The 26069-nt window shown below is 68.2% G+C and carries 30 protein-coding genes and 1 pseudogene; 21 read left to right on the forward strand and 10 right to left on the reverse strand.

Translation table 11 applies throughout. From position 1 onward, the window contains the following. Positions 1-165: 165 nt before the first annotated feature. Both ACFY32_RS26725 and ACFY32_RS26730 read left to right on the forward strand, forming a co-directional pair. Positions 166-324, forward strand: a pseudogene (locus tag ACFY32_RS26725) (DUF255 domain-containing protein); the annotation flags it as partial. 57 nt (positions 325-381) lie between these two features. After that, positions 382-531, forward strand: a complete 150-nt coding sequence (locus ACFY32_RS26730) for a hypothetical protein (RefSeq protein WP_390675447.1) — start codon at positions 382-384, stop codon at positions 529-531. 133 nt (positions 532-664) lie between these two features. Here ACFY32_RS26730 and ACFY32_RS26735 read toward each other — a convergent pair whose 3' ends face one another. The 3 genes from ACFY32_RS26735 to ACFY32_RS26745 all read right to left on the reverse strand — a co-directional run bounded on the left by ACFY32_RS26735 (position 665) and on the right by ACFY32_RS26745 (position 2197). Continuing rightward, the gene (locus ACFY32_RS26735) at positions 665-1030 is read right to left on the reverse strand and encodes a hypothetical protein (protein ID WP_390675448.1); all 366 of its coding nucleotides are present in this window, start codon (positions 1028-1030) and stop codon (positions 665-667) included. A gap of 92 nt (positions 1031-1122) precedes the next feature. Further along, entirely contained in the window at positions 1123-1758 is a 636-nt protein-coding gene (locus ACFY32_RS26740) for a hypothetical protein (RefSeq protein ID WP_390675449.1), read from the reverse strand. Further along, entirely contained in the window at positions 1748-2197 is a 450-nt protein-coding gene (locus tag ACFY32_RS26745; protein WP_390675450.1) for a hypothetical protein, read from the reverse strand. The genes ACFY32_RS26740 and ACFY32_RS26745 overlap by 11 nt, the downstream gene beginning before the upstream one ends. 540 nt (positions 2198-2737) lie before the next feature. Here ACFY32_RS26745 and ACFY32_RS26750 point away from each other — a divergent pair. From ACFY32_RS26750 to ACFY32_RS26765, 4 genes are all read left to right on the forward strand, one after another. Then, positions 2738-3475, forward strand: coding sequence for a DUF2786 domain-containing protein (locus ACFY32_RS26750; protein WP_390675451.1), 738 nt, complete (start codon positions 2738-2740; stop codon positions 3473-3475). A gap of 69 nt (positions 3476-3544) precedes the next feature. After that, complete coding sequence (locus ACFY32_RS26755) at positions 3545-3787, forward strand: hypothetical protein (RefSeq protein WP_390675452.1); 243 nt, start codon at positions 3545-3547, stop codon at positions 3785-3787. Next, on the forward strand, positions 3784-4281 hold the full coding sequence (locus ACFY32_RS26760) for a DUF6197 family protein (RefSeq protein WP_390675453.1): 498 nt from the start codon (positions 3784-3786) through the stop codon (positions 4279-4281). The genes ACFY32_RS26755 and ACFY32_RS26760 overlap by 4 nt, the downstream gene beginning before the upstream one ends. Before the next feature lie 93 nt (positions 4282-4374). Then, complete coding sequence (locus tag ACFY32_RS26765) at positions 4375-5871, forward strand: ParB N-terminal domain-containing protein (protein WP_390675454.1); 1497 nt, start codon at positions 4375-4377, stop codon at positions 5869-5871. Between the two features lie 179 nt (positions 5872-6050). Here ACFY32_RS26765 and ACFY32_RS26770 read toward each other — a convergent pair whose 3' ends face one another. The 4 genes from ACFY32_RS26770 to ACFY32_RS26785 all read right to left on the reverse strand — a co-directional run bounded on the left by ACFY32_RS26770 (position 6051) and on the right by ACFY32_RS26785 (position 11541). Continuing rightward, a complete protein-coding gene (locus ACFY32_RS26770) occupies positions 6051-7226 on the reverse strand; it encodes a serine hydrolase domain-containing protein (RefSeq protein WP_390675455.1) in 1176 nt (391 codons plus the stop codon). A 159-nt stretch (positions 7227-7385) separates the two neighbouring features. Then, entirely contained in the window at positions 7386-7910 is a 525-nt protein-coding gene (locus tag ACFY32_RS26775) for a DUF6262 family protein (protein WP_390675456.1), read from the reverse strand. Next, complete coding sequence (locus tag ACFY32_RS26780) at positions 7907-10399, reverse strand: hypothetical protein (RefSeq protein ID WP_390675457.1); 2493 nt, start codon at positions 10397-10399, stop codon at positions 7907-7909. The genes ACFY32_RS26775 and ACFY32_RS26780 overlap by 4 nt, the downstream gene beginning before the upstream one ends. After that, on the reverse strand, positions 10396-11541 hold the full coding sequence (locus tag ACFY32_RS26785) for a tyrosine-type recombinase/integrase (protein ID WP_390675458.1): 1146 nt from the start codon (positions 11539-11541) through the stop codon (positions 10396-10398). Before ACFY32_RS26785 ends, ACFY32_RS26780 begins: the two co-directional genes overlap by 4 nt. Before the next feature lie 284 nt (positions 11542-11825). Between ACFY32_RS26785 and ACFY32_RS26790 the strand changes: the two genes are divergently transcribed. From ACFY32_RS26790 to ACFY32_RS26860, 15 genes are all read left to right on the forward strand, one after another. Beyond that, the gene (locus ACFY32_RS26790) at positions 11826-11987 is read left to right on the forward strand and encodes a hypothetical protein (protein ID WP_390675459.1); all 162 of its coding nucleotides are present in this window, start codon (positions 11826-11828) and stop codon (positions 11985-11987) included. Positions 11988-12052: 65 nt separating this feature from the next. After that, positions 12053-12463, forward strand: a complete 411-nt coding sequence (locus ACFY32_RS26795) for a hypothetical protein (protein ID WP_390675460.1) — start codon at positions 12053-12055, stop codon at positions 12461-12463. A gap of 147 nt (positions 12464-12610) precedes the next feature. Next, positions 12611-13828: a hypothetical protein gene (locus ACFY32_RS26800; protein ID WP_390675461.1), complete on the forward strand. Its 1218-nt coding sequence runs from the start codon at positions 12611-12613 to the stop codon at positions 13826-13828. A gap of 479 nt (positions 13829-14307) precedes the next feature. Next, positions 14308-15441, forward strand: a complete 1134-nt coding sequence (locus ACFY32_RS26805; protein ID WP_390675462.1) for a DUF5677 domain-containing protein — start codon at positions 14308-14310, stop codon at positions 15439-15441. Positions 15442-15941: 500 nt separating this feature from the next. After that, entirely contained in the window at positions 15942-16574 is a 633-nt protein-coding gene (locus ACFY32_RS26810) for a hypothetical protein (RefSeq protein ID WP_390675463.1), read from the forward strand. A gap of 62 nt (positions 16575-16636) precedes the next feature. Then, positions 16637-16996: a hypothetical protein gene (locus ACFY32_RS26815; RefSeq protein ID WP_390675464.1), complete on the forward strand. Its 360-nt coding sequence runs from the start codon at positions 16637-16639 to the stop codon at positions 16994-16996. A 127-nt stretch (positions 16997-17123) separates the two neighbouring features. After that, positions 17124-18014, forward strand: coding sequence for a hypothetical protein (locus tag ACFY32_RS26820; protein WP_390675465.1), 891 nt, complete (start codon positions 17124-17126; stop codon positions 18012-18014). A gap of 119 nt (positions 18015-18133) precedes the next feature. Then, entirely contained in the window at positions 18134-18556 is a 423-nt protein-coding gene (locus ACFY32_RS26825; RefSeq protein ID WP_390675466.1) for a DUF6409 family protein, read from the forward strand. 330 nt (positions 18557-18886) lie between these two features. Beyond that, the gene (locus tag ACFY32_RS26830) at positions 18887-20275 is read left to right on the forward strand and encodes a DUF3560 domain-containing protein (protein ID WP_390675467.1); all 1389 of its coding nucleotides are present in this window, start codon (positions 18887-18889) and stop codon (positions 20273-20275) included. A 72-nt stretch (positions 20276-20347) separates the two neighbouring features. Beyond that, the gene (locus tag ACFY32_RS26835; RefSeq protein ID WP_390675468.1) at positions 20348-20998 is read left to right on the forward strand and encodes a hypothetical protein; all 651 of its coding nucleotides are present in this window, start codon (positions 20348-20350) and stop codon (positions 20996-20998) included. Positions 20999-21057: 59 nt separating this feature from the next. Continuing rightward, positions 21058-21456, forward strand: a complete 399-nt coding sequence (locus tag ACFY32_RS26840) for a DUF6197 family protein (RefSeq protein ID WP_390675469.1) — start codon at positions 21058-21060, stop codon at positions 21454-21456. Positions 21457-21538: 82 nt separating this feature from the next. Beyond that, complete coding sequence (locus ACFY32_RS26845; RefSeq protein WP_390675470.1) at positions 21539-21940, forward strand: DUF6181 family protein; 402 nt, start codon at positions 21539-21541, stop codon at positions 21938-21940. Then, positions 21937-22545, forward strand: a complete 609-nt coding sequence (locus tag ACFY32_RS26850) for a DUF6349 family protein (protein WP_390675471.1) — start codon at positions 21937-21939, stop codon at positions 22543-22545. The genes ACFY32_RS26845 and ACFY32_RS26850 overlap by 4 nt, the downstream gene beginning before the upstream one ends. A 199-nt stretch (positions 22546-22744) precedes the next feature. After that, complete coding sequence (locus ACFY32_RS26855) at positions 22745-23023, forward strand: DUF6211 family protein (protein ID WP_390675472.1); 279 nt, start codon at positions 22745-22747, stop codon at positions 23021-23023. Between the two features lie 44 nt (positions 23024-23067). Beyond that, the gene (locus tag ACFY32_RS26860) at positions 23068-23721 is read left to right on the forward strand and encodes a hypothetical protein (protein ID WP_390675473.1); all 654 of its coding nucleotides are present in this window, start codon (positions 23068-23070) and stop codon (positions 23719-23721) included. 229 nt (positions 23722-23950) lie between these two features. Here the strand turns inward: ACFY32_RS26860 and ACFY32_RS26865 are convergent, their stop codons facing one another. From ACFY32_RS26865 to ACFY32_RS26875, 3 genes are all read right to left on the reverse strand, one after another. Continuing rightward, entirely contained in the window at positions 23951-24229 is a 279-nt protein-coding gene (locus ACFY32_RS26865; protein ID WP_390675474.1) for a hypothetical protein, read from the reverse strand. Between the two features lie 33 nt (positions 24230-24262). Next, positions 24263-24949, reverse strand: coding sequence for a hypothetical protein (locus ACFY32_RS26870; protein WP_390675475.1), 687 nt, complete (start codon positions 24947-24949; stop codon positions 24263-24265). 102 nt (positions 24950-25051) lie between these two features. Continuing rightward, the gene (locus ACFY32_RS26875) at positions 25052-25873 is read right to left on the reverse strand and encodes a hypothetical protein (RefSeq protein WP_390675476.1); all 822 of its coding nucleotides are present in this window, start codon (positions 25871-25873) and stop codon (positions 25052-25054) included. Positions 25874-26069 lie beyond the last annotated feature (196 nt).

Raw genomic sequence — 26069 nt, forward strand, 5'->3', positions numbered from 1 at the left:
CCGTCCCCCTCCGGCGGTCTGGCCCGTCCCCGGTGACTGACGGCCCGCCTCCGGGTCCTTCCCCGGCCGGCCGCGCGTCAAGTCTGGCGCCGCGTGAACGCTCTGGGGAGAGGCCCGGCGGTGTGCCGTCCGGCGCGGCACGGGTACTGGGGCAGGATGGAGAGCATGGCGAACCGACTGGCCCACGAGACGTCCCCCTACCTGCTCCAGCACGCCGAGAACCCCGTCGACTGGTGGCCCTGGTCCGGGGAGGCGTTCGCCGAGGCGCGGCGGCGGGACGTGCCCGTGCTGCTCAGCGTCGGCTACAGCAGTTGCCACTGGTGCCAATGAACTTACACAACCAGGTAGTCCTGACCTGGGGTGTTGTCAGGGGGTAGCCGCATGGACACGTACGATGAGGAACTGACCACCAGTATCGACGCTTGGGTGGAGGCCGAACTGGCCGCCTCGCCCGAGTGGGGGCCCGAGAAGTACGCCACCATCCGTCAGCACTTGGAGGACAGCGCAACCACTGTCGCCGCTGAGGAGTAGGGCGCGTCGAGCCGCAGACGGCGGCTCACACAACAAGGCCGGGGGTGGGGACCGATCGATCCCCACCCCCGGCACTGTCTGTAACCGGTGGTGGAGGCAGCGAGCCTGGCTCAGCCGACCCGCTGGGTGTCTGTCAAGCGCAAGCGGCCGGGTGGCACGGAGCGGTCCACAGTGCGGTGGCGACCTGAGTCCAGCCGCTATCCCTCTTGCTGTCGCCGCGGGCCTCCTCCGCAACCACGTAGCCGTGCTTCTCCAACTGCTTCACCGCGGCCTCGCGGGGCAGCACCGGTACTTCCTTGCCTTCGAGGTCGATCATGTAGCGGCCCGGGTCCTCCGGCTGAGGCACGACGAGGGTGTCCGCAGGGCCGAGATCGACCGGCCCGACCACGACTTCGGGCCCCGGCGCGATGACGCGCAACTCCCACTGCCCGCGGAAGGCCGCGACCTCGGCCCCGTAGAGCGCCGGGAGGCCGACGTGGTCGGGATGGGCTTCGGGCACGGGGGACTCCTCTGGCACGTTCAACACCGTCCAGCTGACCGTAACGCACGGGTGCGACACCGCCCCGGCGGTTGTACCAGCAGTGTCGCCGATCACCAGAGGCTCAGCGGGCGCCCTTCCGCGATCACCGCTTCGACACGCGCAGCGACCTCCACCTCGGACTCGCCGGCCGCCAAACCGGCGCGGATCGCGGCGCCGATCGCGCGGGATCGTTCAGCGGGGCCGCGAAGGTCTGCGAGAGGACTACCCGGGTCTCTGCGGCGGGCCAGCCATTCGGCCCGGTTCTCCGCCGCTGTCCCCAGTCGCAGGTGCGTCGGCTGCTGGCAGGAGTGGTTGTCGCAGGTGTGGCAGACGGTCGGGCTGTCGGTACCCCAACCGAGCCGCGGGATGACCCCGTGCGCGAGCTGGTACCCGTAGAGGTGGCCCGGCACCGTGCCGCGTCGTGTCCTGCCCGGCCGCGAGGCGGCCCTGAAGCTGGCATGGCCGGTGCTGGAGATCCCGCCGAAGAAGAACCAGCAGTCCTCGATTGACGACGTTCTGTAGACCTTTGCCCAGTACCGGGCTTGAATGGACTCGTTGGCCAACCAAACCGACCACTCGACAGCCGGAATCCGCACGAGTGTTGGCTCACCGATGAGAGCAAGTTGCTCATCAGCGTGAACGGGCCCGGACTCGTTCACCGCCGCGAGCGGGAAGAGTCCGGGCCCGAGGTCGTTCTCAGGCGGCATCAGCCCGGCTACCGTCCGCTGTTACGACCGGGGCAGGAGTGCCCGAGGTCGAGGAAGCCGCATCCGCCGCATTCGCGCGAGGCTTACGGGCCCGGGTGGGACGGGGGCGCTCGGCGCGGGCCCGCAGCGATTCGATGACCTCCTTCGCCCGAGCGGCGGTAACAGGCTTCGCTTCGCGTTCCAGCTCCTCCGCCGGCACACCAAGAAGCTCCGAGACCAACTCGGCGTCGTTGTCGAAAAGCCGCAGAACTACAGCAGCAGCTTCCCGTGCGGCGACGTCGGCCTCCTCCTTCACCCTGGCCGCCTTCACCGCGGCCTCACGCGCGGTCAACGCGTTCGCAGCGGCCATCTCCCGCGTTTTCGCCTTCAACGTTTCAGCAGCGCGAACCCGCCGCCGCAGCTCCGCCGCGGTCACCGGTCCTGCCGAAGTGGTGCTCACCCGTGCTCCCAGTTCTGTTCGAAATTGCAGCTTGTCGCGCGCACCGTAGGCACAGGTCCGCGGACATCTCGAACCACGAGTTCGTTGGGTGCCGGCCAGGGCGAAAGGCTGCCTCCGGCGGGTCCTCCTCGGAGGGGGTGGGGGCGGATTGGTTGGGTGCGGGAGCGTTGTGGTGCGGGTGGTGGAGGCGGGGTTCCCTCCCCGGTCGGACACCCAGGGGGCGTATCAGGAACCCGGGCGCGGCGTCCAGGCCGAGCCGCTGCGCGGTCGCTACGCGAGCCAGGACACCGCGCCCGGAACCCTGATACGGCGGAGCTGTCCGACCGAGGAGGGAACCCCGCCCAGGCCCGTTGTGGCCGGGCCCGGCCGAGCGCGTGCGGGTCGCGGATCGAGCGAAAAGGGCAGGTCAGGGCACGTATGAGGCTTGACCCAACCCCTAGAACATGGTTTAATTAGGGATGTCGGGAGGGGAGGGCAACCCTCGACCGGCACCGGTAGGCCGACCGGCCGCCGACAACCTCTCTCGCCAGGAGAACGAACGTGAGCACCGCAAAGGCCCCCGGAAAGCTCGACACCATCCGCGCTCTGCTCGCCACGGCGGAGGACCCCCGTGCGCCGGAGGCGATGGCGGAGTTGGCTCGGAAGCGGGCGTTCGAGATGATGGCGAAGTACGGCGTCGAAGAGGCCATGCTGAGCGACGGGCAGCCGTCGCGGGACGCGGTCACCGCGAAGTACGTCGACCTCCCCAACCCGTGGGCCATGTCCCGTGTCCGGCTGATCTGGTTCATCGCTCAGAGCGTTGGGTGCAAGGCCGTGCACATGGGTGTGCGGGGCAAGGTGCGCCGCGTTCACATCGTCGGCCATGAGTCCGACATTCAGCGCGCCGAAGTCCTGTACGCCTCCCTTCTGATCCAGATGCTCGGCGGGCTCAGCGCGCAGGTTGTCCCGTACGGCGTCCGCAGTGCGCGAGCGTGGCGCAACTCGTGGACCCTCGGGTTCATCGAGCGCGTCATAGAACGGCTTGAGGCGATCGAGCAGGCCGCCCGCGCCGCCGCCAGCGGGGAGACGTCGGCCACCGGCCGTAGCGGTGAACTCGTGCTGGCCGACCGTGGCGCGATGGTGGATGCCCTCTACCGCGAGGAGCACCCGCATGTCCGGCACACGCGCGGCTCGTACAGCGGCAGCGGGTACGGCGACGGAGCCGCCGCAGGCAACCGCGCCGACATCGGAGGCAGCCGCCGCATCGGTGCCCAGACCGCCGGAGCGATTGGAGCCTGACCCGCCCATCTCAGCCGGGGCGGCAGCCCGCCGCCCCGGCCCCCCGCTCGAAGCGACGAGGAGTCAAGCATGTACATGGAATGGGCCCGATTCCACAAGACCGACGAGAACGGTCGCCACTACTTCCAGACCTACAGCTTCCCCTACGCGTGGGCCGCCGCGACGCCGAAGGAGCCCGGTACCGGCCGGATCAGCGAAGCCGCCGCCCTTGCCTACTCGATCATCTCCATGTCCGGCTGGCAGTGGCAGACCCCGTGTCACTGCGTCGAGTGCACCATCACCGCCAAGACCGCTCAGCACGCCGCCAGTTGACCGCCACCGACCACCGTCAGGAGGACGCGATGCCGTCCCGGAAGCCGCACGCCACCCCCGCCCGCATCCTCACCGCCGCCGCCGATCACATCGAACGGGTGGGGCTCTACCAGGGTGACCATCTCTGGCAGCCCGGCCGGATGGCTGACACCGCCCCGTGCACCGTGCTGCACGCATGGGAACGCGGCGTGCGCTCCGTCCGGCCCCGCTGGTCCGTACGCGGTGAACCGTGGGACATCTTCCAAGGCGCCCTGTTCGACTCCCTTGTGGTGCTCAGCAACCACGCCAACGGCCGCCCCGTGTCCGGCGTCCGGTGGCGAAAGCTCAAGCTCACGGAAGACGCCTACCGGCGCACTCTCCTGTGGTGCTGGGGGGACGAACCCGAGCGGACCACCGCCGAGGCCGCCGCGATGATCCGCGCCGCCGCAGCATCGCACCCGAGTGATGGCGATCACAGCATCCCTGGTTGCCTCACCCTCAATAACATGGTTTAATTAGTGGTGTCGGAAGGGGGAGGGCAACCCCCCGACCGACACCTCACCGGGCCGAACGGCCCGACGAACTCTCACCAGGAAGAAGAAGGACCGATGACGAACACCAGGACTCTGGCCGGCGTCCAGACCACCCCTGCCCCGTGGCCGACCCTCACCGTCGCCGCACTCGCCGCGCACCCCGGCAACGTCCGCGACATCGAGGCCCCGGCCGATCTGCTGGCCGACGTGAAGAACAACGGCGTCGTGGAGCCGCTGTACGTCGTGCGCACCCACGGCGACGTGCCCCAGGTCATCGACGGGTTCCAGCGTCTGGCCGCCGCCGTCGCCGCAGGGCTGGAGACCGTTCCGGTCACCCCGCGCCCCGTGATCCGGATCGACGCGCTCACCCCGCACCCGAAGAACGCCCGCGAAGACCTGGACCTCAACGCGCCGTTCGTGGAATCGCTCCGCACCGAGGGGTGCCGCATCCCTGTCAAGATCCAGCGACTCGACGGCGGAGTTCTCCAGGTCAACGACGGAAACCGCCGCTACCACGCGGCAAAGGACGCGGGCCTTACCCACCTGCCGTACGAGTGGGACGACGACGACCGCGACGCGGCCGGGCAGTTCCTCGACATGATCACGACCGCTCAGCACCGTAAGGGCCTCAGCCCTTCCGAGATGAACCAGGCCATGTTCAGCGCCGCCGAGGCGGGCGCCCAGGTCGGCCGCATCGCCAAGGCCGCAGGTGTTCGGCAGAAGGACGTGAAGACGCTGGTCAAGGTCAGGTCCGACGAGAAGCTGAGCGCCGCTGTCAGTAGCGCGGGCAGCTACGAGTGGACTTTCGAGCACCTGGCCGCGCTCTCGGAGTTCGCCGACGACGCCGAAGCGCTCGCCGCGATCACGGAGGCCGCCGCCGAAGACACCGCCGATGCCGGAGATGTCGACTGGGCCATTGCGATCGAGCGGACCAAGCGCGACAAGCGGGCCACGGCCGAGGCTCACCGTGCCGAGCTGGAGGCGGCCGGGCAGAAGATCAGGGACGCCGAGGAGCTGTCCGAGCGCGCCATGCCCGTGTGGCGACTGCGCGGCATCAGCACCGAGGAGCACGCCGGCTGCAAGGGGCTTGTGTGGGTGTTCGACGAGCGGCAGGCAGACCGGTACGAGCCCTACTGCTCCGCCCCCGGCCTGTACGGGCACACCGTTCCCGAGGGCAGCGGTAGCGGCAGCGGCGGCACGAAGACCGCCGCCGAGGTGGAGGCCGAGCGCGCCGCCCGCGCCGCCGTCAAGAAGGGGAACATCGACTGGGACGCGGCCGAGGCCCTGCGTCGGAAGTGGATCACCGACCTGATCAAGCGGCGCAACCTCCCGAAGGCCACTACCAACACACTGATCGCACACGTGAACAACGCTTTGTTGAACGCCAGCTGGGGGCTTGACGATCTGACCAAGGAGCCGACGACCGAGATTCTGGCCGCCTTCCTGGGGCTGAGCACCGAGCAGGCGAAGGACCGGGGGAGCTTCGCCGGGCACGTCGCCAAGGACCCCCGCAGGGCCCCACAGCTCCAGTTCGCCGCCATCGCCGCTGTACGCCGTCTTCTCTGGGGGTGACCGCGTGGCGCGAGGCGAGTGGAGACCACTTTGTGCAGCTCAGTGCCGGTGCAGAGGACAGTATCGTGTGCAACACCTGTGGCGCTACTTGTGATTGGCGTTGCGGTCGGAGCTCCCGAAGAGTGCGCCGCAGTTACGCGTGGGGCACGAACGGCCTGACCGCAGTGCCGAGTGCATGGTCAGGTGGTGCGGCACAGAGCGTGGTCGATGAGGTTGCGCAGTGCGTCCTCCTGACGGGCTGCGATCTGTGGGTCCGCGGAGCGGCTGTGTGCGGAGACGGTAATTGTGCGTCGGCCGTCCGTGGTTGTGGCTGCCCGGATGACATACCCGAAGCCGCTTCCTCCGTGCCCGAGGTAACCGCCGCCGCAGGACAGAGAGGTGAAGAACAAGCCCAGGCCGTCGCGGGTGCCTGCCGGATGGCCGCTGTCCTGCGGCACCGGGACTGTGGTGCGCATGGCAGCGAGTTCGGCGGGCTTCAGCAGCCGTCCGTTGGCCAGGGCGGTGAAGAAGCGGTTGAGGTCGCGGGCCGTGCCGGTCATCGAGCCGTCGGCCCCGCTGTCGAAGGGACGGTAGGGGATCGTGGTGTCGACCATCGGGCCATCCATGGCGAACTGCTGATAGTTGGCCGTGTGCGGATGCGGGAGGAAAGGCTTCGCGCCTGGGGTGTCGGTGTGCTGCAGGCTGAGGGGACGCAGGATGCGGTTGTGGACCTGCTGTTCCCACGTGCGGCCGGTGACCTTCTCGATGATCATGCCGGCGAGTACGTAGTTCGTGTTGGAGTACGCCCAGCGGGTGCCGGCTGGGAAGTCCGGCTTGTGGCGCATGGCCAGCGCGACCAGCTCTTCGGGCTGGTAGGAACGCCACCGGTTGGCGAAGTAGGTCTGGGCGCTGGGGTCGGGGAAGACGTCGTAGATGTAGTCAGACAGGCCGCTGGTGTGCTGCAGCAGGTCACGGACGGTGATGGTCCGGCCGTCGTTTCCGGTTCCGGACACGACCCCGGGCAGCAGTTGCTCGACCGTCTGGTCAAGGGAGATCCGCTTCTCGCCCACCAGTTGCAGCACGACGGTGGCGACGAACGTTTTGGTGGTGCTGCCGAGGCGCAAGTAGCCGTCGTTCGAGACCGGCCGATCGGTGACCAGGTCGCCCACCCCGGAGCGGGCCGTGGTTGCCCCGCGCGGGGTCTCCAGACGGACCGCTACTCCGGTGACCCCGGTATCCCGCAGAGCGTCGGCGTCCCGCTGCACGGACCAAGCCGTGCCGGAGAGGCGTGGCGCGGCCGAAGCCGCGACGGACGGCAGAGACGACACGGCCAGCGCGAGCACCGCAGCTGATAACCACACACGACGAAAGATCATGGCCTGAGGCTAGGAACAACAAGGGTCACCAGCCATCCGGGATGCGCCCCTTGTGAACGGGTGCCAGCCGGATGGACAAGCGCACCAGGCATCCGGCCTCACCACTGAGCTTCCACATCTGATAGCGCCCTCTGAGACACAAAGGGCGCTGGATCTGACTCAGCCGCGTTGGTTCAGTGCTCTGGTCAGGTCCCGGTTGGCCTCCCTCGCGGCATCGAGATCGGATCGGGTTTCCTCCAACGCGGAGGTCAGTTCGACGTTGTGCTGCTCCAGCCTCGTGATCTTCCGCTGGAGCTCGTCGATGTCCGCAGGAGCTCCCAGCCCCGACTCCTGCCATGCCTGAGCACCCAGCGCCTGCGAGAGCCGCTTCTCCAACTGCTGAACGCGGGAGGCCAGACGAGTGTTGCGAGCCTGGGCGTTCGCGAGATCGGCCTGGAGCGAGGCCCGACTCACCGGCGAAGTGCCGGCCGGGTCCTGAGCCGCAGGCTCGAGCTCGGCTGCATGCACGATCTCCAGTAGGTCGCGGTGACGATAGAGGAAGCTGCGATCAACTCCAGCTTGCCGGGCGATGGCCGAGACGCTGATGGGCGTGCCGTTCCTCGCGGCGTTCTTCACCGCGGTGGCGACGCGCTGGCGCCGCCGCTCGGTGTCGGCCTGGCGGCCGTCGCGCATGGCTGGGATCACGGAAGCCTCCAGGGCCTGACGTCGGGGAGTGGCTGGCCGACGCGGGGCATGCCCAGCATCACTGAGCGGCCGCGGCGGACCACGGCGACGGCTTCTTCGATCTGGGCACGTTCTTCGTCCGAGAGGTCGTCCAGGTCGGCCTTGACCCGGTTGATCAGACGGCGGACCCGGCTGATCTCCTCCTCGGAGGGCATCGCCTCGCTGCGGGCCCAGTCGTCGGCCTCGAAGGCCGACATCAGCCGTTCTCGGCTGCGGAGGAGGTCAGAGAGGTATCGCTCCAAGTCAGGCAGGTAGGAGATGTCGGTGCGGAAGTGGTCGCAGCCGATGCAGCGGAAGCGCAGTGGGCAGCTCTGGCCGCCGGCCGCGACGTTGTGGGGTTCCAGGCAGATGCCGTAGGCCGTGGCGACTTCGCCGATGGCCCGCCGCACGTGCTCGGAGTCCAGAAGTCCTTGTGCTTTGCGCCAGACGCGGGTGCCGCGGCGGTCGAACTGCAACGCGGTGACCCGGTCGACGGCCTCACGTCGTCGTTCCTGGCTGACCCGGTAATAGCCCTGAGTTGTGGAGAGTTCACGATGGTCCATCAAATCCATGAGCACGTCCGGGTCGACGTTGGCGTCCGCGTGCCGCTGAGCGAAGGAGTGCCGGTAGGCGTAGGGAAAGATCTTGGACTTGTCGAACGGCAGCAGCTTCGTCACCAGCTGCCCGTCGACCTCGACGACGACCGGAATCATGATGTCGGGCAGAGCGTTGACCCAGGCCCGGTGGGCGTCGCCGATCGAACCGATCGGCTTCGTTCCTGCGGGGTTGGCCAGCGGGCTCGGCAGCAGCTTGAGCTTGTCGGCCGGAGTGTCGGGGAAGCGTTCACGTACCCGCTCCTGCTGTTCGGTGATCACGGCGGCGGTCGCCTTCGCGATCGGCAGACGACGGCCCAGCCGGTAGTTCTTGGAGTTGTCGTAGATCAGGACCAGGGTTCCGTCCGGGTCCTTGCCCAGGCACTCCAGCGCCAGCGTGCTGATCTCGTCCGGCCGCCGGCCGGTGTCGACAAGCAGCTCGGCCGCGACGCGGTATTCCCGGTTGCTCATCTTCTCCAGCAGATCGAAGTTGTCGCAGAGTTCCCGCATCACCTCGTCCGGCAGGTCCCGTCCAGCCTCGGTGTCCTCGGGCTCGTCGGGGATGTCCTCCATGGACAGGGAGAAGTCCGCCGGCAGGCCTTCCAGCATCTGGCCGGGGCCCGTGAGGCCCAGGACACGAATCCGGTTCACGATTCTGCGGACGTAGCGGATCACGTTGACCCGGTGGTGAGCCCCGAAGGCGCCGGTCTCGGCGAGGAACGCGACGCGGTTGCAGAAGCTGACCATGTCCGTGCGGCTCAGAAGCCGAAGCTCATGCCCCTCGTCGTCTCGCTGCAGCCGCAGGCTGTCCGAGAGCTGCTCCATGCCTCGGATCATGTTCTGCATGGAACTGGCGACATGCCGGCCGCGACGCCGAGGAAGTTCGTCATAGGCCCAGACCTTGACCGCCTCCCGCAGAGGCCGCTGGTGGATCCGGCTGAACGTGAGGGTGCCCTGGCGGCCGAAGACGAACAGGTCCCAGATGTCCTTGAGCCGCTCGGTCTCCGCAGTCGCCCCCAGCCTGCGCAGCGCAGTCTGTGCACCACGGATGATCATCCGCAGGTCATCGACCATCCCTGCGCGGATCAGGTCGTCCTCTCCCAGCGTCTCCAAGCTCGGGACCTGGAGCAGACGCAGCTGATCGCTGATGTGCCGCATCCGGTGATCCTTGGTCTTCGCCTCCCTGGCGGTGCGGACCTGAAGGCAGTAGAGGAGCTCCGCGACCAGCCGATCAGGCAGCCCGCGCAGGCTGACTTCGCGGTTGACCGGCACCGACGACGACGTCAGGCGCCACCGTTCCTCGTCTCCGTCGAAGGTCCCCAACCGCCGTTCGCGGTTGAGGCGGCCTCGGTGGACCTCGCAGTAGCAGGTCCGTTCCGAGCCGCGCAGCCGGTAGCAGGCGGCGACCTGACAGGGTCCGAACCCGGGCAGCCCCTCCTGTGGGGAGTTCCGCAGGAAGTCCTCCACGGTCAGCTCGGACGAGCTGTGCCAGCGTGCCTGGTGAGTGGTGCAAAGACCATGAGTGACCAGCCGGGGCGGCCGCTGGCAGCCCGGGACACGACAGAGGACCTGCCCATCGGAGCGGTGATAGGAACTCTCCCTCGGGACCGCGGCGAAGTCCTCAAAGGACAGGCCGGACCGCCGCCAGCGGCCGATGCAGCCGACACAGACCGGTTCGCCGAGCGGGGTGCCCTTCGTGCAACCGGGGATCTCGCAGTCCGGCATGCCCAGCACCGGGTGGACCTTGGGGTAGCGCACGACACGCGACTCCCAGTCCCAGCTCACCAGGCTCAGGAACTCTGCGTCCAGGGCGTCGATGATGACCTGGGTCCGCAGGTCCTGCAACTCATGGGCCAACGGCAGAGGTGCCCCGATCACTTCTCCACCGTCCCGTGCAGGGACCGCGGGGAAGGGACACGCTCGATCGCCTCGCGCAATCGGGCCCGGTCGGGGATCAGGTAGGGCCTGGGCGACTCCGGGTGTGTCTGGCCGAGCAGGGCCTGTACCTCGTCCGCCGATCCGCCGGCGTCCGCGACGTTGCTGCCGAAAGCCCGGCGGGCCATGTGGGGGCCGACCCTCCGCGACAGCCCGGCCCGCTGGCTCAGCCGCTCGAACAACTCGCCCAGCGCGTCCGGCGGCATCGGCGCCCCCAGCGGCTCGCGGAACAGGTTCACCAGCAGGAAATCGCTGCCGCCCGCCCCGAGTACTTCGTGGCGCTCATCGACGTACTGGTCGAAAGCCTGGACCACCAAGAAGTCCAACGGCTGTGTCCATGCCTGCTTCGACTTCGACCAGGCCCGGTTGCTGTTGTCCCGCCGCCGGACGTGGAGGTGGGCACCGCTGTAGTCGCAGCCCAGGGCCCGCGAGTCGGGAAGCAGGTGACAGTCACTGCGGTGTAGACCGGCCGCCTGGCCGCGGCGCAGCCCGACCCTGCCGAGCAGCAGCACGATCAGCCGGTCACGGGCGTTGCGGCACCCCAGGAACATCGCCACCAGCTCTTCGTCGGTGGCCCGATCCACCTCGGCCTGCGGCTCCTGGCTCCGGTGGACAGCCCGCAGCCGGTAGGTCAGGCCGGAGTCCTCGCCCTGGGCCTCCACCGGCAGGTCCCGGCTGTCCGCCAGCTCGTAGATCTGCCCGATCACCGCCCTTGGCGCCTCACCGACCGACACCGCGTACGACAGCAGCCCACGCACCGCCGTCAGGACGCCGTTGACCCTCCGCTCTTTGCGAGCCGGGTCGGCGCCCGGCCCCAGCACCACCGGCGCCGGATCACCATCCAGCGAGGACGGCGTGTACTTCAGCCAGACCATGAACAGGCCCAAGTCCCGTGCAGCGACAGACCATTCGCGCCCGGTTGAGCGGCACCACCGCAGGTACAGCGCTATGCCGCCCGCGTACGCCTTCGTCGTCAACTCGGACCGGCTTCGGCCGAACCGCAAGAACCTCAGCCACTGATCAGCGATGAACACGACCTCGTAGCCGTCATCGACGACCGTCCAATACCGCACGCCAGAGGGCAATCTGACAGGAAAGGCACGCAATGCAACTCCATGATCCGACGGTTGATGCAACAGTTCGCCACAGAGCCGCACCCCCAGAGAACGATCTTCAGAAGATCAACGTAGCCCTCCGGTACAACGTCCCACCACACAGGGCCAGCCCCCAGAGAAGGGAGAAGTGCGCGAACCGGTCCGCGTGGAGGACGGACGGCCAGCACGCCCCGTGGACCCGGAAGCCCACGGGCCGCTGGTTTCAGGTGCTCGCGTCCCTCGGATACCCGCTCACGCCCATTGAGCAGTCGGTCGTGGACGAGGAGCCCTACGACCCGTCGAAGAAGAAGCCCCGCGCGATCACGTCGGGCAGTGAGCCGGAGGCCGAGCAGGAGCCCGGCACCGACGAGGAGGCGGGCGAGTCGGAGGCCGAGGAGGCCGACGACCCGGCCAGCGACGACGAAGCCGCCGCCTAACCACCGCAGCCGCCCGACGCCGGGGGCGGGAACCCTCCCGCCCCGGCCATCCCAGGAGCCCCACAGTGACCCGTACAGCTCTGTCCGAGACCCACGCCGACGATCACGGTTGCGGATGCGTCCCCGCCCCGGCCGACCCCGACCCCGGCACCACCGCCGACATCATGCAGGCCCGCGCCATCGCGTCCGGACTCGCGGAGTTCGGCATCGGCCCCGCCCGCTGGTCGGCCGCCTACGACCATCAGGCCGCCGCCGTCGTCCTGCGCGTGGACACCCCGCGCGGACTGTACGCGCTCGCCATCCCGGCCCCCGGCCAGCCGTTCCCCGTCCGCCACCGTGGCGAGCGCATCGGCGCGCTGGACTGCCGCCGTACGTACGGCACCACCGACAGCTACACCGCCGCCCTGTTCGCCGCGTTCCTACGGGACCGCGCCGCACTCGACATCCCCGGCCGGGATGCTTGCCCCATACTCTAAAACATGGTTTAATTAATGATGTCGGAGGGGGAGGGCAACCCCCCTCCGACACGACGGGCCGTCAGCCGGCCCGAGACCGGCCGTACGCGGCGGGCAACCCGCGCGGCCGGGCCCGCGATTCCTCTCTCACCAGCAGGAGCACCCACGATGACCAGCGCAGCCATGCGGTTTTCCATCCCCGCGACCGCCCAGTCCCGCGTCCGGCAGCTTGTCGAGGCCACCAACGCCCGCGCCGCCGTCCACCACCTCAGCGCGTACGCGCTCGACATCTCCGAGCCGTTCCTTGACGACTACCACGACATTGACGGCCGCCTGATCGGCAAGCGCCCCACCGTCACCGTGACGATCTCCGGTGACATCCCCCGTCACCACGGCTGGACCGTCATCGCCCGCCTGGACCACGACGAAGAGGGTGAGACGATCACCAGCCTGTTCCCCGGCCTGCCCGAGCAGGACGCCGAGGCCGCGCGCCAGTACCGCGCCATCGAGAACTTCTGCCACGGGTGCGCCGTCGCCCGCCACCGTACCGCCACCTATCTCGCCCGCCATGAGAACGGCGAGACGCGGCAGTTGGGCACCACGTGCGTGGAGCCGTACACCGGTCTGCCGATCAAGGGACTTGAGGCCCTGTGGCGGTTCGGCACGCTGAAGGACTCCGATTGGGACGGCGAAGAGGGCGGCATCCCGGCCGATCTCCGCGTTCCGGTGATCGAGGTCCTGCGAGTGACCGCCGCCATCGTGAAGGCGGAGGGCAGGTTCTACAGCCGGTCCGAGCAGTGGAAGAACACGATGCCGACCGCCGACGGCGTCGAAGCCTACTTCTTCGACCGCAAGGCCCCGATGGACTGGCGGGCCGCCATCGACGCCGACCCCGACGCGCCGACCACCGCCGCCGCCGTCCGGGCATGGGCCGTCCAGGGATACGGCAGCCTCTCCGACTACCGCCACAAGGTGGGCCAGTTGGCGAAGGGTGAGACCGTCGACCCGCGCCACCTGCCGACGCTCGTGTCCGCCATCGCGGGGTGGTACCGCGACCAGGAGAAGGAAGCCACCGAGCGGGCCGCCCAGAACTCCCGGCCGCAGGGCGCCGTGGGCGAGCGGATCACCACCGCCGCCACCGTCACCACCGTGATCGAGCTGGAGGGCCGGACGTACGGCTACCACACCCAGCGCCGCCGTCTGGTGAAGTTCCAGGACGGCGACGGCAACGTGTTCGTCTGGTTCAGCTCCGCCGCCGACGTCCCCGACCAGGGCGACGAGGTCGAGCTGACCGGCACGGTCAAGGACCACAGCATCTACGGCGAGACCGCACAGACCGTGCTCACCCGGTGCCGCGTCTCCGCCCGCGAACCGGTCGCCGCGTAGCAGGCCCCGGCCGGGCGGGAGCCGTCGCCTGGCCGGACTCCGGCCGCCGGGCCGTGGGGTGGACGGCATCGAGCCGCCCACCCCACGCAGCGCCCACCGCCCCGGCGGGGCCGCCCACGTCGGCGGCCGGCACCGACCACCGGGTCCCGTACGAAGGGCGTCCCTTCGGGACGGCTCAGCCCGGCCCGGCTCGCAGTCGGCCGGAACGTCCGGGCCGCGGGCGGCCCTCCCGTCCCGTCCGGACGCCGGGCCCAAGGGCGTGCCCTGCGGGCACGACGGCACTGTCCATCGCACGCGGCGCGACCAAGGGGCGGCACTCCTACGACGAGGCCATGGCACTCTGCCGCCCGCACCACCAAGGCGGCACGGTCCAGAGCTGCGAGACAGGGGGTGATGCGTCTCACCGAAAGCAGATAAACGGATGCATGGGACGTGGCACCCCAGTATCCTGGAGGGCTTTACCTACAGGAGAGGTGTAAATGAGATACGAAGATTCACTATTTCTTGTCGAGCTCCATAGGCGCGTCAATCGGCGTCTTTGGGAGCGCATGAAAGCGGGATATAACATTTCCGAAGATTCAATAGAGGAAATCTTGGAGTTGACTGGTTATGACATTGTGGATGACGCTGAGAAAATTGCCCCAAAAGCCCTTGCTCAATTCCGACAGGAAGTGCGCAAGCGAAGGAAAGTGAGATCACTTAATGATATGCGCGTTCGGCGAGCAAATGAAGGTCGATTGGGGAGTGGTTTTGAGAAGTTCAAGGAACTCTTGGTAGTTGTTGACGCGTTCTTGCATGAGATTGGCGATGCAGTTTTTGAGTGGTATGCCGAAGAGGAACACCAAAGGAATTCGCGCCTCCTGGGAACTGAAGGCGTGGGAGGACTTGGGTTGAAGGCGTTCATGTTTCTCTCGTTGAATTCCCGCGCCTGCGCCATAGCGTCCGAGATTCTGTTGCTCACTAGGCAAGGGTATCCTGATGGGGCTGCTTCCAGGTTGCGGAGTCTGTACGAAAATCTCGTAGTAATGAACACCTTGTCCAATGCTGAACAAGTGGGAGAATTCGAAATTATCGAGCGCTATTGTGCGTGGTCAGCGGTTGAGGCTAAAAAGGAAAGATCGTCCGCGGGGGCGAACCTCCCCAGAGGGGTTGAGGTTCCAGATGCGCAAATTCCAGACCTCGAACGAAGGGCGATGGATCGGTGGGGGCGTGAATTCTTCAAACCGAACGGGTGGGCGTTGCCTCTATTCCCGGGAAGGCGTGGCGGGGTTCAATTTGCCGAGATTGATCGAATTGCAGGAATCCAGGATCTCAGGTCCGTTTACCTGCAAGGTAATAGCTCGATCCATGCAGGTCCTACGTCGGTATTGAGGCGCATAGACTTTTCGAGATGGGATGATGTCTTTGTGTCAGACCCCGAAGAGGAAGACCTTAAAGAAGCTCGCGCAACCATGCTTAACGCGATCTACCTTCTGGTGCACTCCGCTCTAACGATGCACTACATAATTGCGCAGATCATTGGGAACCCTGATATCAGATTCTTCGCTAATCCTCTTGGCGTGGCGGCGAAGCATGCTTACGAGGCGTTCAAAGAGTCTGAAAACTCTGAGTGATGGGCGGTCGGCCGCCCAAGTGACACTACGAAACGAGCTCGGTCTGTTTGGCCGGCGTCAGTGATTCCTTGCCTCTGGCGGGTCCTCCTCGGAGGGGGTGGGGGCGGATTGGTTGGGTGCGGGAGCGTCGTGGTGCGGGTGGTGGAGGCGGGGTTCCCTCCTCGGTCGGACACCCAGGGGGCGTATCAGGAACCCGGGCGCGGCGTCCATGCCGAGCCGCTGCGCGGTCGCTACGCGAGCCAGGACACCGCGCCCGGAACCCTGATACGGCGGAGCTGTCCGACCGAGGAGGGAACCCCGCCCAGGCCCGTTGTGGCCGGGCCCGGCCGAGCGGGTGCGGGTCGGCGGAACGAGAAAAGGGCAAGTCAGAGCCCATATCTGGGTTGACCCAACCCTTAGAACATGGTTTAATTAGTGATGTCGGAAGGGGAGGGCAACCCCCGACCGGCACGCGGCAGGCCGACCGGCCGCCGACAACCCCTCTCACCAGGAGACAAGCGATGAACACGCCTCTGACTGTCGCCGAGCTGGCCCACCCGATCGCCCTCGAACTCGGCGGGAACTGGCGACCGCAGCCCGCGCGCCACGGCGTCCAGGAGCTGGACCACGCCGCCACCTTCACCCACCTGGACGGCCGACAGCTTCACCTCTCCGAGCGGTTCGACGACCCCGGTCACCTGCACATCCGAGGCGCATTCCCCGCCACCGACTACCCGTTCCGCAGGGGCGAGCGCGACACCGTCCGAGTCGCCATGACTGAGGACCCGGCAGGCATCGCGGCCCGGATCGCCGCCGACCTCATCCCCACGCACCGTGACGTTCACGAGCGGGTGACCGAGCACAACCGCGCACAGGCCGAGACGCGGCGGGATGTCGAGGAGGCCGCACGCGATCTCTCCGCCCGCCTCCCCGGAGCCCGGACCCGAGTCGATGGCACATCCGCTTTCGTTTACATGAACCTTGAACCGGGAGAGGTCCGTATCGGGCTCGACGGCGACGCGGTGAGCCTCGTACTCAACGACGTGCCCCGGATTATCGCCGACGCCGTTGTGTTCGCGGTGAGCCGTTTTCTTCCCAGCGTCCAGACTCCCGAAGGCGAGTACGGCGAATACGTCGACGGATACGCCCTCTAATTCCCAACGTTTCAGGGCGGCGCGCTTCCGTAGCGCGCCGCCCCGGTCAGAAAGGCCCAGCGATGAGCGCCGACATATTCGTCATCGAACCGCAATGGATCGTGCAGGCCCCACACCTTCGCTGCACTCTCAAACGCGCCCTTGCGCTCCAGGCCAAGCAAAATGTGTGGGCTAGTACCGAGCACATCAACAACGCCCGAGTAATGGCCTATGGCGATCAACTCCCCGACTCTGGCCGATGGGAGCTGACTCGTTCCCAACTCCGCACGCTCAAAATCGCCATTGAGTGGCGCAGGGCCAAGCACGCGGCCAGCGACCAGAAGACCGCCCCCGATATCCTCGAACACTGGACAGAAATAGAGGACGAGGTCATAGCGGCATACCGGGCAGTGAGCAACGAAGCAGGGTTGTACTGGATTTAGAGGGTTGCCGAACAATCAAGAACATGGTTTAATTAATGATGTCGGAAGGGGGAGGGCAACCCCCCCGACCGACACCCCGAGGGTCAGCCGGCCCCGGACGCCTATCTCTCACCAGGAGAACCGTGACATGCCCCGTAAGCCGAAGATGACCGACGAAGAGCGCCGGGCCTACTCCGCCAAGATGCGCGGCGAACTCGAAGCCGTCATGGATCGTGCGTACGGCGCGATGGTCGGTAGCGAGGAATTCTGGGCTGCCGTCATGCGTACGGCCGCCAACCTCACCCACACGGACCGCGACGACCGCAGCCCTACCAACTGCATCGCGGTTGCCGCCCAGCACCCCAACGCCACCCACATACTCAGCTCCGGTGACTGGCGAAAGCTCGGACGCTTCCCGGCCAAGGGCTCCACCTCTCTCCGTATCTGGACGCCGATCAAGCGGCGGTCCGATGGGGGTCAGGAGGCCACGGCCGCAGTCGCCGACGGCATGCAGCGAGAGGCCGCCGACAAGACCGCCGGGGGCGAGGCGCGCAAGGTGTCCGGCTTCAAGGCCGGGCCGGTATTCGACATCAGCCAGACTGACGGCGATGCCTACGAGCCGCCCGCCGCCGCCCCGCTCGCCGCCGAGGTCATCCGCGATGTCCTGGTGAACCAGTACCGTGACCAGTATCACGAGGACCCCGAGCAGGCCGGGGGGTTCGACTTCACCCAGGAAGCCCCCGACAACGCCGTCCGTATCCTCTTGTACGGCCACGCGTGGCGACGTATCACCGAGGCGGACGCGCCCCTTCCCGGCCAGCACGCCGCCGAGGTCGCCTCAGCCGCGCACGTGGCCGCGCTCATCCTCGGAATCACTCCGGGCCCCGCCGTCATGCCGCCACTCGCGGGCATCATCACTCAGGACAGGAAGCCCCCCGTTCACGAGTCCGCCGTACGGGCCATCGAGACCGGCCGCGCCATCGCCCGCGCCGTCAGGGCCGCCGCCGAGCACCGCCGCGAACTTGCCGTGACCGGTTGACCCGAACCCAAGAACATGGTTTAATTAATGGTGTCGGAAGGGGGAGGGCAACCCCCCGACCGACACCCCCGCCGGGGCCGACCGGCCCCGGCGGAACCTCTCACCAGACAGGACGCGACATGCTCACCACCGACCAGAAGCCCACCGTCCAGGACTTCCCCACCGCGACGCTCGTGATCGCCGGACCCTGGCACCGGGGCCACCAGCTCGACACCCGTCCCGCCGTCGTCGTCGGCCCGTTCGGCGGGCCGGAGTTCGCGGACGAGGCCACCATGTCCGTGGTCTGGTTCTTCACCGAGGGGGCCCCGCAGCCGGGAGCCAGCGTCCAGGCGATGTTCCCGCACGAGCTGACCACGCTGGACGACACGTTGACCACGATGCACGGCGACACGTTCCGCGACATCGTCCGCAGCCTGCGCCGGGGTCGGTTCGCCTACGACGACGGGGACGCGCTCCGCGCCGCCGTCCGCCAGGCATGGCGCGAGCGGACCGGACTGGCCGACGCCGACCCGGCCGCCCTTCACGCGCTCCACCGCAGCTGACACCGAGGCCCGCCGGTCCGGGGGAGGGCAACCCTCCGGACCGGCAGGCCGCCAGCCCCCCAGCGGACACCCCTTCGGGGCGGCAGGACAGGTCCGGTGCGTTCACCGCCGCCGGCCGACTCCGCCGCAGGCGGCTCCGCCGACCGACGACGGGCACCGGACCGCAGCGGACGCGCCCCGCGGGGGCGCGACTGCCCCTGTCGCCGCGCAGGCGCGACGACCCGCGAGCCGATCGTCCCTCACGGCCCGCGCCGGTGGTGCAGCGCCGCTGCCAACGCACGATCCGCCCTGCGGCCGGGCCACAAACTCTCACCAGGAAAGGCCAGTTCAGTGACTATCGAGATCACACACACCCGCCGAGAAGGAACCCTGATCGAGGGGACCAGCCGGGGCGACGGATCGGCCGAGATCCTGCGACTCCGTGAGTACGGTCGCACTCAGCGCCAGCCCTTCCGCTGGAGCAGGAACCTTGACTGCTGGTACCTCCCTCACAGCCGCGACCACGCCACCTACACCCCCTCGCTCGAACTCCTCGCGCAGCGACTCCGAGACAATGGGTTCGAGGTCACGCTGACCATCGACAACGCCGACCGCCGGAGCTTCAGCGAGGCCGAGGAGGAGCGGGAGGAGAAGGCCGAAGGCCGCGCGGATCGGTTCGGGGGGTACGCCGCCAGCGCCGCCCAGTCCTCCGAGGCCGCGTGGAAGAAGAGTCACGACATATCCAAGCGGTTCGCCTTCGGTCAGCCGATCCTCATCGGTCACCACTCCGAGGGCCGCGCCCGCCGCGATCACGCGCGGATGGACGACGCGATGCGCAAGAGCATCGGCGAGAGCGACCGCGCCGCCCACTGGACCAGCCGGGCGCAGGCCGCCGCGAACTACCAGCAGTTCAAGAAGGACCCCGGCCGCACGCTCCGCCGTCTCGACAAGCTGCGGGCCGACCTCCGCGCGGTTGAGAAGTGGCAGCGCGGGGAGTCCGCCAAGGGGTTCTCCCGGGACCCGGCAGGCCCGGAGCTGGAGATCGAGCACCAGGAGCTGACCGAGGAAATCGCCCACTGGGAGAAGGTCATCAAGGACGCCGAAGCCGAGGGCTTCAAGGTGTGGTCGAAGGCCGACTTCACCCGCGGGGACTTCGTTCTCTACCGCGGTACGTACGAGGTCCTGCGGGTCAACCCGAAGTCCGTGACCATTCCGCACATCCACAACGGCACTGGCAAGCGCATCGTCCGCGCCACCGGAAACCAGCACGACGACTGGACATGGACCGCCCCCTACGACGACGTGTCCGGGCGCAAGAGCGCCACCGAGATGCAGCAGCCGCCCCAGGCCGAAACCGCGGAACAGCACGAGCAGACTGAGCAGACCGCGCCGGTCGAGGTACCGGTACCGGCGGCGAAGCCGACCCCCGCGGCGGCCCCCACCGCAGGTACGAACTGGCTGGACGGCATGGCACTTGTGCTGATCGCCTCCAAGGGCTCCAGCCGCTCCCGCAAGCGGCGTGCCCTGTGGGCGATGTCCCGCCGCGAAGCACAAGCCGTATGCGGTGACCCCCGCACCTCCGGCCGCTCCTACATGCTCACCTGGACCGACCGGCCCGGCACCGAGGGCGCCGACTGGGAATGGGTCGCGGACAACGGCAGCCACGCCCCGGTCCTCAACGAGCTGGGCATCACCCCGCGCCGTGAGTGGACCGCCGCCCCGCCGGCCTCGGCCGCGTAACCACGCCCCCGCCCGCCCCGGTGGCCGAGCGCGCCGGGGCGGGCCCCTCTCTCACCAGAACAGGGCACCACCATGACCACGCAACTCCTCGAACGACCCGCGACCCTCACCGTCCCCGACACCGAAGCGGGCAGACTCATCGTCCCCGCGACCGAGGGCAGCACCGCCGTCCCGGCGTACCGCGTCGGCCCCCCCGACATCCAGTGCCGATACCCCGTGATCGTCGGCGAAGACCAGGTCATCGGCCGCGCCTACAGATGGCACCGTGACTGGCTCGTCCTTACCACCGAGGGCGAACGCAACCTCCGCCGTCCGCCCAAGGGGACTCCCGGCACCGACATGGCCGCCGCCCATCTCGCCGAGGAGTACGCCGCCGGTCGGATCGGCGCCGTCCCCCTGGACCAGGTGCTTGCCGAGGCTCCCACGCCGTTGTGCGGACCGGTGCCCCTCCTGCACCCGCGGATGCCGGTCACCGATCGCAACATCGAAGGCGCCGAGATCGCGTTCGCGGGACTCGCGGCCTACCACTGGCGGGCGGTCCTCACCGGGTTTCCCGGCAGCGATAACCACTGGTACCTCAGCTGTGAATTGTGTGACTGGGAAGGCCCGAAGTTCTGGAGCCACTTGCGCGGGCGCAACGGAGAGCCGCCGAGCGCGCGCCGCCACAAGGGCGGGTGCATCGGAGAGGACAAGGTCCGCCGACTGATCCCTGCCTACCACTAGCAGCCGATTCGGGGGCGGCGGCAGCCCGCCACCGCCCCCGCTCTCCCGAGGACAGCACCGTGCCGACCCGCCACAACACCGAAAGCATGGTCATCGCGGACACCCCGGCCGCGATCCTGGAATGGGCCGCCCGCCACATCGAACACGTTGGCATCCACCAGGGCCCGCGCCTGTTCGACGGCCCCGGCCGTACAGCCACGTTGCCGTGCTGGCCGCGCGGCGCCCTTCAAGTCGCCGCCGGCCGTGGGCGGGGAGCGGCCGGCCGGACGTACGACTGGGACCGCATCGACCGCGCCCGTGACCAGGCGTTCGCCATCCTCGCGGAAATCCTCGCCGGGCACCCCGTCGACGCGGACGACCCCGCCGCCAAGGCCCTGCACCGAGAGGTCATCGACCGGTGGAGTGCCGAGCCCGGACGTACCGCCGCCATCCGCGCGGCCCATGCGCGCGCCGCATAGGGCCTTCTATCCGCGCATGGCGCCGTCTACCGCCCTGATCCGCCCATCCTTTCCGCACACCGAGCCTTCGAAGGCCAGAACCATGGACGAGACGACAAAAGCTCGCAGCACCACCAGGACGCCGAGCCGCCGAGGAGCCGCCACCCCCAGCCGGGACGGCGTCCACCGGCTCAGCGTTCCCCTTCATCCCCGGCTCAGCGCGACCGAGTTGATCCGCGCACTCCTCGCGGCCCCCGTGGAGACCGACCTCTCGGCCCTCGACCCCGTACAGATCCGATCGCTCATCGCCGACGTGCTCACCCAGCACGGCTATGACGTGCTCGACCGATCGCCGTACTACCCGGAACTCGACCGGCACCAGGACGCCCGCCGCGCCGTGCGCCGCGCCTACGGGCCGCGGTTCCTCGACGCCCCCGACGAACAGGCCGTACTCGCCGATCCTCTCCGTGAAGTGCTCGCCGCTGCCAGAGGTGGAACGTCGTGACCCCTACCGTCATCGAGCCGACCGGAGCACGGGCACGGCAGACGTTCTACTGGCGGGTGCGCAACGCGCGGACACGCCAGTCACCAGCGAGCGCCGGGCAGGCGTGGCACATCCAGCCCGGCCACCCCGGCGGCGCGTACTGCGACCTCGGCCACGAGCTGGACCCACCCGTACACCACACCCCGACCCTGCTCTCCCGTAGCCGGCCGACCGGCCGCCGGGGAGACGAGCAGGAGTTCCGCGGCGGGTGTCTCGCGTGCGAGTGGGAAGGCCCCATGCACTCCGGCGACGGATTCGGGGACGGTGACAACGAGGCGGTGGAGGACGCGCACGACCACTGCTTCCCCGGCTGGCGGACGCTGCCACCGATCACCACGGTCGAGGATCGGTGGGCCGTCCCGCGGAGCCCGAGCCGCTGGGCTCAGCTCACCACCGGGTACCCGGCGGGCTGGATTGACCAGGGCGCCCCCGTCGTCGCCTGGAGACGGCACCGCCGCGAGGCCCACCTCCCGCCGCACGCGGGACGCCCCCGCTACGAACTCCGTGTCACCCGGCCACCGCGCGACCAGGGCCGAGGCCCCGCAGATCAGGAAGCCCTCTTCTGAAGACCGCCGTCCTCCGGATCAGGGCCCCACCCCGCTCAAGCCAAAGGTGGTTTAATTACTCCGCCATCACGGAGCGGGCAACCTCCGACCGGCCGTGCGCCCTCCGGGCGTCACGCACCCCAGACAACAGATGACGGCCAGCGCACAAGGGCAACAAGGCGCTGGCCGTCGGTGTCTCTCTCACCAGAAAGACCACACCATGCTATGTGACCGACACCCCGACTGTCCCCAGCCCGGCGATATCGCCCAGCTAACGAGGGGTAACAACATCGGCGCTGATCCCGCCGACAGTTTCGTCATCGTCGAGGACTTCCCCCCGACCGGCCGACACCTCGTGCTCAACCTGCCCGTCGACCACCCCGACCGCGCCGACTGGGCCGCCGCCGTGCCCCTGGCTGACATAGCCACCCTCACCCGGCTCGAACCGGCTGGCAGCCGCACGTGGACGCCGGCCCCAGACCCGGACGAAATCCAGTGACCGGGCCGAGCGGTCACGACCCCGACCAAGAACAGGAGACGACCGTGCCCCGCAAGACCGGCCGCACGCTCTACTCACGCGCGGACCTGCGCAAGGTACACGGCATCAGTGAGCCGACCCTTCAGAACCTCTGGACCGACCGGGAGAACAACGGGCACCCGCCCGTCGCGGAGACCATCGACGGCGTCATGCACTGGGACGGCGACGTATGGGCGACGTGGCACCACGAGCTTCAACGGCAGCGCGCCGCCGCCAGCACCACCAATCCGCCGAAGCTCGACGGCGACCCGGAAGAGATGGTCGGTCCCGCCGAAGCGGCGAAGGTCTGTGGGTTCGCCGACTCCACCACCGTCTCCCACTACGTCAAGAACCCGCCCGAGGGGTGGCCCGAGCCCGACGACTGGGACGAGCTTCCAACCCGGCGGCGCCCGAAGTGGAAGCGCTGGAGGCTGTGGCAGTACCTCGCTGACCGCAAGGGCCGCGGGCACGCCGGCGGACGACCTCGTGGCCGGCGCGCAGTCGCCTACCCCTACCAGGGTGACCCGCGGCTCACGCTCGCCAGACAGGCACTCGCCGCGAATCCGGGCGCCAAGAACGCTGATCTCATTGAGTCCCTCCAGACGCAGACGGAGAAGACGTACTCCCGTACCGTCTGGAACCTGATCCTGAAGTCCGCCCGCGAACACCCCGAGGAGTAACCGTGCCCGACACCCGCTGCCCGCGCTGTGCCGGCCCGCTCGGTCACCGGCCGGCGCGTTCTCGGCTGACCACCGACCGCGTCGTGTTCGTCTGCACTGCGTGCGGAACCGACGAGGCCGTTCGCGAAGCCACCGGGCAGACACCAGTGCCCTTCGGGGACTGGCCCGTGAAGTAGACGGTGCAGGGGGAGGGTCCCTCACCCTGTGCGGGTGGGGGACCCTCCCATATTCATCGCGTCCGCTCAGGCCGCGGGTCCAACGGAGGGGCCGACGGCTCCTCCTCCGGAGGGGCATCTGCGGTGGACTCCGTAAGCCAGCGCCACAGCCGCCGCCGGGTCGCGGTGACGACTTGCCCCTTCATCTGCGACGTCCACGACCGGATGCGGCGTGCGACCTGGAGGATTCGCACGCCGTACCACGAAAAGACCACGGGCCACAGCAGCATGGAGAAGAACAGCAGATAGAGCAGCACCCAGTGGAACAACCAGGGGGGCATCTTCACGATCAACCTCACGAGGGTCTTGGCACCCCCGCGCAAGGGCTAAGCAGCGAGGGCGAACTCAGTCGGGCCGGGAAGCTGGATCGATCCCGGAGCCCGGGGCACTCGTGGGGCGGCCAGCCGCAGGAGACCGCATGGCGAGGACGCGGTGGGCGGGACAGCGACGACTTCTTCCAGGAACTCGAAGCAGCCGGTGAGAAGGCGTTGCGCGAGAAGCAGCAACAGGGCCGAGAGGGCTTGGGCGGCGTCGGCGATGCCCCCGAGTTCAGCCGCCGTGGGACGGTGCCCGTGACGGTTGACACGGCCCACCCGCTGAGTCAGCAGGTCGGCAAGAGTCAGCACCATCGTTGCTGTCTTGCCGGATCCCGCGGTGTGACGAATGACGGACATCAGTCCCGTGAACCGGTGTTGGCCATCGATCACCACTGGAACGTTGGCGGCCTGCGCGGGGTCCTGCTCATGTAGCAGGCTGGAAACGCTGCACGGGAAGCCAGAGGCTTCCTCGGCGGTACGGAGAAGGTAGCGGCCTACTTCCAGATCTTCTGGAAGGCTGCGGGAGTAAGTCTTCGGCTCAAAAATGAGCCAGGGATCTGCCAGGTCGCGCAGACGAACGGCGGCCGTGTGTAGAAGGCCCACACGGCTTAGATCGAGACCTACGGACAGCATGCTGGTCGCCAACAGCATGCCGAAATCCTCCCCGAAGGAGTCGCTCGGAAGACGGTCACTCACGGACGAGAGGCTACGTCATCTCCACGTTGGGTAGACACCGTTCTCCAGTGAAGCATCGCAAGTACGGGAATTCCGCCTGTCAGACCTTGTGGCGTCCCGGGTTCAGGCAAGAGTGTCCGTCCGGCCGGCACAGGCGATCCGCAGGATTCGAAGCCGTGCGATGACCTTGCGATGGGCAGCGTCGTCCGTTCCGGCGGTCCGGATCGCATGGTGAACCTGGTGGTGCAGCTCCCTGATCGTTTTGCTCGGCAGCACGAAGACGCCCGAGACGCTTAGCCCAGTGTCGATCTTGTTGACCAGTGTCCGGTGGAGGGTGTCCCACGCTTCCTCCGCGGCGAACTTCTGCTCCCGCCGCTTGTCGTCAGGCAGCTCACGCAGCTTCCGCAACTCCAAGATCATCTTGGCGGCATGTTGGTCGAGACTCGCGGACAGGCGATGCACGCGAATGAAGACCTTGATCGATGCGCCGACGCACGCGAGGGTGACCGTGCCCATGAGGGCCAGGAAGACCGTGGGGGAATTGCTCTCCTCCCGTAGGGATTGCAACACCAGCAGCACGCCCGCGAGGCCCGTCCAGTTGACCGCCACGCGGAGCGGGGCAGCACGCCGCAGCCGTCCAGGTAGCCGCTCGTACGCGGAACTCGACGGCTCGACTCCCGATCCGTACAGCGAGTGATACCCCCACACCAGGAACAGCAGCAATCCTGCATGGGCGCGATTCTCGGGTGCGAGCAGCAGGCAGCACACCACCCACAACCCGCCCGCAGCGATGTACGCGATGAGTGGGACCGCCGTGATACGCCGCTGCTCCTTCCGCGGCAACTCCTCAAACCACGGGCGTATCAGCCAGCTAGCGGCTATGGCGCCGGCCACTGACAGTCCCAGACCCAGGATGGACCAACCTGTCTGCCCAAGCACGATCATGGTGAGCTGGAACCCGACGAGGGGGAAGACGAGCGCGGTCGCCCACCAAGCCTGCCTGTCTGCGGGCTTGCTGCGCAGCCGCCGCCCCAGCCTCTGGACGAGTACTCGCGGGGTCCTTCCGGCTATGCGCTGACCTATCCCACTCACTGTGCTCTCCGTTTCGGCCCCGCCGCCACTTCTTCGCCCGGAAGACGAC

Origin of the sequence: Streptomyces sp. NPDC000134 (assembly GCF_042899225.1) — a bacterium.
GTDB lineage: Bacteria > Actinomycetota > Actinomycetes > Streptomycetales > Streptomycetaceae > Streptomyces.